Here is a 7,067-nt window from a genome sequence, read left to right as displayed (position 1 = left end):
CGCCCTTCATGGCCGCCGAAGGCGCCGCGCAGCTGGGTGCTGCGTGAGCCCAGCACTTCGGGCACGTCGACCCCGCCGGCCAGGCACAGCATGGCGCGGCTGCCGCGCTGCGCGCCCCCCCGGGGCAGGCCCAGCGTCAGCACCTGCCCGGCCCGCGCCTGGTGAACCCACCAGGGCAGCAGCGGTTGGTCGTCCAGCCGGGCCGCGCAATCGGCGCCGGTCAGCGCGAATGCGCGGTCTTCATCGAAGCGCACCTTGAACGGAAACACCGGCACTTCGATGGCGGCCGCGCCCAGCGCATTGCCCAGCAGCAGGTTGCCAGCGGCAAGCGAGAGGTTGTCCATGGCGCCCGAGGTGCCGACACCCCAGCGCAGGCTGCCGGTGCGCCCCAGGTCCTGCACGGTGGCGAGCGCGGCCGAGGAAAGCACTTCGATCATCGGACGATACCCTCCACGCGAAAACGGATCATGTCGCCCGGCTGCAGCATCGCGGGCGGGTCCTGCGCCGGGTCGAAGAAGGACATCGCGGTGCTGCCGATGGTATTCCAGCCGCTGGGCCCCGCAGAGGCCGACACGCCGGTCTGCGCGCCGCCGATCGACACCGCGCCGCCCGGAATGCTCAGCACCGGCACCTTGCGGCGCGGCGTGGCGATGCGCGCATCCATGCCGCCCAGGTAGCAGTAGCCGGGGTGGCTGCCCAGGGCATACACCGGGTACAGCGGCGCGCTGTGCAGCTCGACGATCTGCTCGACGCTCAGGCCCGTGTGCGCCACCACGTCGGCCATGTGCGGGCCGCCCTCACCGCCGTAGACCACGGGCAGCTCGACCACGCGGCCTTCGCGCGGCAGCGCGACAGCCGCGTCCCATGCATGGCGCAGGCGCGCTTCCAGCGCCTTCAGGGCATCGAGGCCGCGCGGCGGGCGCACGAAGGTCAGCATCAGGTTGTTCATGCCCGGCACGGCTTCGCGAATCTCCGGCCAGGCCCGGGTTTCGTTCGCCAGCGCCCAGATGCGCTGCTGCGAGCTGAGGTTCATCTCGCCGGGTGCTTCGAAGATCAGTGCGGTCGTGCCCAGCAGGCTGATCGATGGCTGTTGTGCGATCACGCCGCGCTCCTTTGCCGCAGCCAGCGTTCGAGGTGGTGGATGTCCACGCCGCCAGCGGCAAAACCCTCGTCGCGCAGCAGTTCGCGGTGCAGGGGCACGTTGGTCGCGATGCCGTCGACGCGCATCTCGTCGAGCGCAAGGCGCATGCGGGCCAGCGCATCGGTGCGCGAGCTGCCGTGCACGATCAGCTTGGCGATCATCGAGTCGTAGTAAGGCGGCACGCGGTAGCCGGCGTTGGCGTGCGAATCGACGCGCACGCCGAAACCGCCCGGCACCTGCCAGCCGGTGATGCGCCCCGGCGCGGGCGCAAAGGTGTCCGGGTTCTCGGCGTTGATGCGGCACTCGATCGCGTGGCCCTGGCACCGCACCTCGCGCTGTGTCAACGCAAGGCGCTCGCCGCGCGCCATGCGCAGCTGCTGCTGCACGATGTCGATGCCGGCGGTCATCTCGGTCACCGGGTGCTCGACCTGCAGGCGGGTGTTCATCTCGATGAAGTAGAAGGCGCCCTTCTCGTAGAGAAACTCGAAGGTGCCGACGCCGCAGTACCCGATCTGCCGGCAGGCGGCCGCGCAGCGCTCGCCCACCTCGGCCGTCAGCGCGTCGTCGATGCCGGGCGCGGGCGCTTCCTCGATCACCTTCTGGTGGCGGCGCTGCAGCGAGCAGTCGCGGCTGCCCAGCCACACGGCGTTGCCGTGGCTGTCGGCCAGAACCTGGATCTCGACGTGGCGCGGATGCAGCAGGAATTTCTCGATGTAGACCTCGGGATTGCCGAAGGCCTGGCGCGCTTCTTCACGTGTCAGCGCCATTGCATCCAGCAGCGCGGCCTCGTCGTGCACCACGCGCATGCCGCGCCCGCCACCGCCGCCCGCGGCCTTCACGATCACCGGGTAGCCGATGTGGCGCGCGAGGGCCTGCACGGCGGCCGGGTCTTGCGGCAATGCTTCGTCAGGCCCCGGCACACAGGGCACGCCGGCCTTGCGCATCGCGCGCTTGGCCGAGACCTTGTCGCCCATGACGCGGATGCAGGCGGCGCTGGGGCCGATGAAGACAAGGCCGGCCTGCTCGACGCGCGCGGCAAAGGCTGCGTTCTCCGACAGGAAACCGTAGCCCGGATGGACGGCCTGCGCGCCGCTGACTTCGGCGGCGAACAGGATCGCGGCCTGGTTCAGGTAGCTCTGCCCCGGCGCCGACGGCCCGATGCACAGCGCCTGGTCGGCCTGCGCGACGTAGCTCGCGTCGCGGTCGGCCTCGGAATGCGCGACCACGGTCTTGAGGCCCAGGCCACGGCAGGCGCGAAGGATGCGCAAGGCGATCTCGCCGCGGTTGGCAATGAGGACGGAATCGAACATCGCGCAGCGCCTTCCTTCAGCCGAAGCGGAACAGGGGCTGGCCTGCGTCCACTTCCTGGCCCGAACGAACCAGCACGGCCAGCACGGTGGCGGCGGCGTCCGCGCGGACTTCGTTGAACATTTTCATGGCCTCGATCACGCAGAGCACTTGTCCGGCCTCGACGGCCTGCCCCGGCTGCACGAAGGGCGGCTCGCCGGGTGTCGGCTGCAAATGCACCACGCCGTAGAGTGGCGCGAGGCATTCGGCCGCGGCGGCAGGCGCCGGTTGCACCGGCATCGCGACGGGCGCCCTGCGCGCAACCGCCGGGCCGCGCACCGCGGGCGCGGACTTCAACGCCGATTGCTTCACCAGCCGCAGCGTGCTGCCGTCTTCGCTGTACTCCAGCTGCGCGAGGTCCGAGGCGGCGAGTGCGTCGATGAGCGTCTTGATCTGTTCCTGCTTCATGCCGGGCCTGTCTGTGGCGACAGAACATCCTTGGTGACCGACGCGTTCCGCGAACGCATAACGGCAGGCATGAAAGGTAACGGGCCGCGGGCACAAAGCCCAAGACGGAATGACTGTGCCGGGATAAGGTCGGCTTATGACGCCCCGTGCGACGGCGCGTTACGACAGCACGGCCAGCTCGGGCTCGGGCGTGGCCGCGAAGGTGCCGGCAAGATCGACCACGAGCTCCAGCAGGATGCTCTTGACCGCCTGCGCGGGCTCCGACAGCGGCAGGTGGTCCGATTGGCACAGCGCCAGCGGCGCTCGATGACCGGCTCGACGATCTGGCACTGCCAGGCGCCGCAGGACGCCACCACTTCACGCGCCATCGACGCCGGCAGGATGGTCGCGCCCAGCCCGTCGGCGATGGCCGCGGTCAGCGTGAAGGCCGATTCGATCTCGGCCACCACGCGCGGCACCATGCCCGCGCGCACGAAGGCCGCATCGACCAGCTTGCGCACCACGTTGTAGGGACGCGGCAAAAAGAGTTCGATGTCGCGCAGGTCGGTCAGCTTCACGGGCTGCGCGGGCGCCGGCGTGGCGGCCGGCCCGACCAGGAACAGCGGCTCCTCGAGCAGCGGCGTGAAGCTCAGGCCGTGGATCGCCTTGTCGCCATACAGGACGGCCAGGTCCATGCGGCCGTTCATGATGAGCTCGCTCAGCGTGGTGCCGTAGTTCTCGTTCAGGTAAAGCAGGATGCCGGGGTGGCGGGCGCGCACGGTACGCAGAAGCGGCAGCGAGAGCGCGGAGGCCGCCGTGCCGGGCGCAAGCCCCACCGACACCTGGCCCGAGAGCCCCTGGCCGGCCGCTTCCATGTCCACGCGCGCCTGCTCGCACTGGCGCAGGATGATCTGCGCATGCCGGTACAGCACCTTGCCGGCCTCGGTCGGCGTCACGCCGCGCTTGGTGCGCACGAGCAGCTGCTGGCGCACCTCGCCCTCCAGCGTGGCCAGTTGCTGGCTCAGCGCCGGCTGGGCGATGAAAAGGACCTCGGCCGCCTGCGTGAGGCTGCCGATGTCCACGATCTTCACGAAATATTTGAGGCGTCGCAGGTTCACGCCTTGTCCCCAAGCAAAAGCCAAGCCTAGCACTGCCTCCGCGCGGCAGCCATCGGGGGTCACCATAAGCTGCGCCTATACAACCAGTGCAATCTCGTCTTGGCCTCGCGTGGTCGATGTGCGTACCGTTCGGTCCATGCCATCGCCAACCCAGGAAGACAAGTGACGCCCTCCCGCATTGCCGCCCGCGTGCGGCGCATCAAGCCCTCGCCCAGCACCTCCGCCGCCGACCGCGCCAACGAGTTGCGACGCCAGGGCAGGTCGATCGTGAACCTCGTGGTGGGCGAGCCCGACTTCGACACGCCGCCCCACATCCGCCAGGCCGCCGCGGCCGCCATCGAGAAAGGCGCGACACGTTACACCCTGATGGCCGGCACGGTGGAGCTGCGCCAGGCCATCGCCGCCAAGCTCGAGCGCGAGAACGGCCTGCGCTATGCGATGAACGAGATCATCGCCACCAGCGGCGCCAAGAGCGCGATCTACAACGCCTTCGCCGTCACGCTGGAGCCGGGCGACGAGGTGATCATTCCCGCGCCGTATTGGGTGTCGTACCCGGACATGGTGCTGGCCTGCGAAGGCACGCCGGTCACCGTGGCCTGCCCCGAAACCGACGGCTTCAAGCTGACGCCCGCGCAGCTTGAATCGGCCATCACGCCGCGCACGCGCTGGCTGCTGATCAACTCGCCCAGCAACCCGACCGGCGCCAGCTACACGGGCGCCGAGTACCGCGCGCTGGCCCAGGTGCTGGAGCGCCATCCGCACGTGATGGTGATGACCGACGACATCTACGAGCACATCCGCTTCGACGGCGAGGCGACGCCGCACATCCTCGCGGCGGCGCCCGCGCTGCGCGAGCGCACGCTGGTCGTCAACGGCGTGTCGAAGACCTATGCGATGACGGGCTGGCGCATCGGCTATGCGGCCGGTCCGGCCGACCTGGTCAAGGCGCTGGACACGCTGCTGTCGCAGTCCACCGGCAACTGCTGCTCGGTGAGCCAGGCCGCGGCGGCGGCCGCGCTCAACGGCGACCAGAGCTTCGTGGCCGAAAGCGTGGCGATCTACAAACAGCGCCGCGACCGCACCCTGGCGCTCGTCAACGGCATCCCCGGCCTGCATTGCACCGCGCCGCCCGGGGCCTTCTACCTGTACATCCACTGCGGCGCCTGATCGGCAAGACCACGCCGCAAGGCAAGCGCCTGGACGAAGACGGCGACGTCGTGATGTACCTGCTCGAAAGCGAAGGCGTGGCCGTGGTTGCAGGCACCGCGTATGGGCTGTCGCCCTACTTCCGTCTCTCCATCGCCACCGCCATCGAAACGCTGGAAGAAGGCTGCACGCGCATCGCGCGGGCCGTGGCCGCCCTTCGCTGAAGCGCCCCGCTCCTGTGCCTGAACTACCGAGGACGAACCCCATGCCCTACAACGCCATCCGCAAGAACCCCTCGGCCCCGCAAGTGGCGCCGGCCGTCATCGCCGCGCTCCACGACATTCCGGTCGCCGCGCTGAGCGACAACATGCACCGCAACATCGGCAGCGTCGGCCTGCAGCCTTACCACCGCCCCGGACACAAGACCATGGCGGGCACGGCCGTGACCGTGAAAACACGCGGCGGCGACAACTTCACGATGATGCGGGCCTCGAGTTCTGCCGCCCCGGCGACGTGCTCGTGATCGATGCGGGCGGCGACGTGACGAACGCGGTGATCGGCGGCATCCTGTCGTTCTATGCCGCGACCATCGGCACCGTGGGCGTGGTGCTCGACGGCGCCATTCGCGACGTGGCCGAGATCCGCGAGCGCGACTTTCCGGTGTACGCGCGCGGCGTGAACCACCGCGGCCCGTACAAGGACGGCCCCGGCGAAATCAACGTGCCCGTGTCGGTGGGCGGCATGGTGGTGAACCCCGGCGACATCGTGGTCGGCGACCAGGACGGCCTGATGGCCTTCGCGCGCGACGAAGCCGAGCTGCTGATCGAGAAAGCCCGCGCGCACCTGGCCACGGAGGCGCGGACGATACAGGCCATGAAGGAAGGACGGTGGGACCGGTCTTTTCTGGATGCGCTGGAAGCGCGCTGCGCCAACTGACACTGCGCGCGCCCGCTCATCCCGCTCATCCCACGTTGCCCCGGGGGGCTGGGTGCGCTGTCGCGCCCAAGCGCTTTGCCCTTCACTCGAAGATCGATCAGACAAGGCGAACGGGGCCTCGAGTGACGAGGCCTTTCCCGATCAACTTCAATCGGTCGGACTGGCGGACGGCCACGCTCGCAGCGCCAAACCGGGCGGATTGCGCCGCGTGTCCGAGGGCAGTTCGCCAAACTGTCTCTTGTAGTAGCGGGAGAACATTCCAAGATGCCAGAACCCCCATCGAAGCGCCGCATCGGATACGCCCAGAACACCCCTCGCGATCTCCCTGCGCGCTTGATGCAGCCGGACTTGACGGATGTATGTGCTTGGATTGACCCCGAGCACCTGGACAAATGCGTCGTGCAATCCGCGCGGGCTCATCCGCAGGTGCTCGCACAACTGTGCCACCGTCGGATTGCCGGACGGATGATCGAGGATGAACGCGCGCGCTCGATCCACAAGCGCTCGATGCACCCTGTGATCTTGCGCGGCATGTGTCGACCCGGCAGACAGGCTACCCATCGCCTGAAGGGCCGCAATTGCGATCTCCTCCGATAGTTGGAGCCTTGCGTACTCGCCATCCACCCGCTCGGGGTGTCGTACAGCCGAGCCCAACGCACTGAGCAACAACGACTTGTACCGGTCGAAAGCTTCATGATCGCGCCGAAGAATGGACGCGCCGCCCATCAGCTCACTCGTGCCTGTTCCGTAGAGGCCCTGGGAAAGGGTCTCCAGCAGCGATGCATCGATGGTTGCAGCCAGGATGTCGTTGTCGGACGTCGCCCGAAAGCGTGCCTCCTCTCCAGGTCGCAAGATGAACAGCGAGTCAGCGCGCATCTCCCGGTGCTGCCAGGAACTGGCGCCCTGATGAAGGGTCACGCCGACCATGAAGATATCGCTGTCGGCGGCAGCGCGCTGGTCCACGGATTGATTGATCCATTCGCGGAACACCT

Annotated in this window: 5 protein-coding genes and 3 pseudogenes; 2 read left to right on the top strand and 6 right to left on the bottom strand. The window is 68.6% G+C overall.

What is annotated here, in order from left to right; translation table 11 throughout:
- The 5 genes and pseudogenes from BMG07_RS04135 to nac form a co-directional block, all read right to left on the bottom strand.
- On the bottom strand, positions 1-437 hold a 437-nt coding region (locus tag BMG07_RS04135), incomplete at its 3' end, for a biotin-dependent carboxyltransferase family protein (protein WP_374221230.1).
- Complete coding sequence (gene pxpB, locus BMG07_RS04130) at positions 434-1,102, bottom strand: 5-oxoprolinase subunit PxpB (RefSeq protein ID WP_198083469.1); 669 nt, start codon at positions 1,100-1,102, stop codon at positions 434-436. The genes BMG07_RS04135 and pxpB, both read right to left, overlap by 4 nt.
- Positions 1,099-2,451 (bottom strand): acetyl-CoA carboxylase biotin carboxylase subunit, encoded by a 1,353-nt coding sequence (gene accC / locus BMG07_RS04125; protein WP_198083468.1) that lies wholly within the window; start codon positions 2,449-2,451, stop codon positions 1,099-1,101. The genes pxpB and accC overlap by 4 nt, the downstream gene beginning before the upstream one ends.
- Before the next feature lie 16 nt (positions 2,452-2,467).
- A complete protein-coding gene (locus tag BMG07_RS04120) occupies positions 2,468-2,896 on the bottom strand; it encodes a biotin/lipoyl-containing protein (protein WP_198083467.1) in 429 nt (142 codons plus the stop codon).
- A 159-nt stretch (positions 2,897-3,055) separates the two neighbouring features.
- Positions 3,056-3,993 (bottom strand): annotated as a pseudogene (nac, locus tag BMG07_RS04115) (nitrogen assimilation transcriptional regulator NAC).
- Positions 3,994-4,155: 162 nt separating this feature from the next.
- Here nac and BMG07_RS04110 point away from each other — a divergent pair.
- Together BMG07_RS04110 and BMG07_RS04105 are read left to right on the top strand one after the other, a co-directional pair.
- Positions 4,156-5,363: pseudogene (locus BMG07_RS04110) on the top strand (aspartate transaminase).
- 41 nt (positions 5,364-5,404) lie between these two features.
- Positions 5,405-6,075, top strand: a pseudogene (locus tag BMG07_RS04105) (RraA family protein).
- A gap of 147 nt (positions 6,076-6,222) precedes the next feature.
- Here BMG07_RS04105 and BMG07_RS43970 read toward each other — a convergent pair.
- Positions 6,223-7,065 carry a helix-turn-helix domain-containing protein gene (locus BMG07_RS43970; RefSeq protein WP_198083466.1) on the bottom strand — a complete coding sequence of 281 codons (843 nt, stop codon included), beginning with the start codon at positions 7,063-7,065 and terminating at the stop codon, positions 6,223-6,225.
- Positions 7,066-7,067 lie beyond the last annotated feature (2 nt).

Source organism: Variovorax sp. E3, assembly GCF_016082275.1.
In the GTDB taxonomy this organism is placed as follows: Bacteria; Pseudomonadota; Gammaproteobacteria; order Burkholderiales; family Burkholderiaceae_C; genus Variovorax.
The sequence above is the reverse complement of the archived record's forward strand: the minus strand, read 5'-3'. Positions and strand labels throughout refer to the sequence as shown.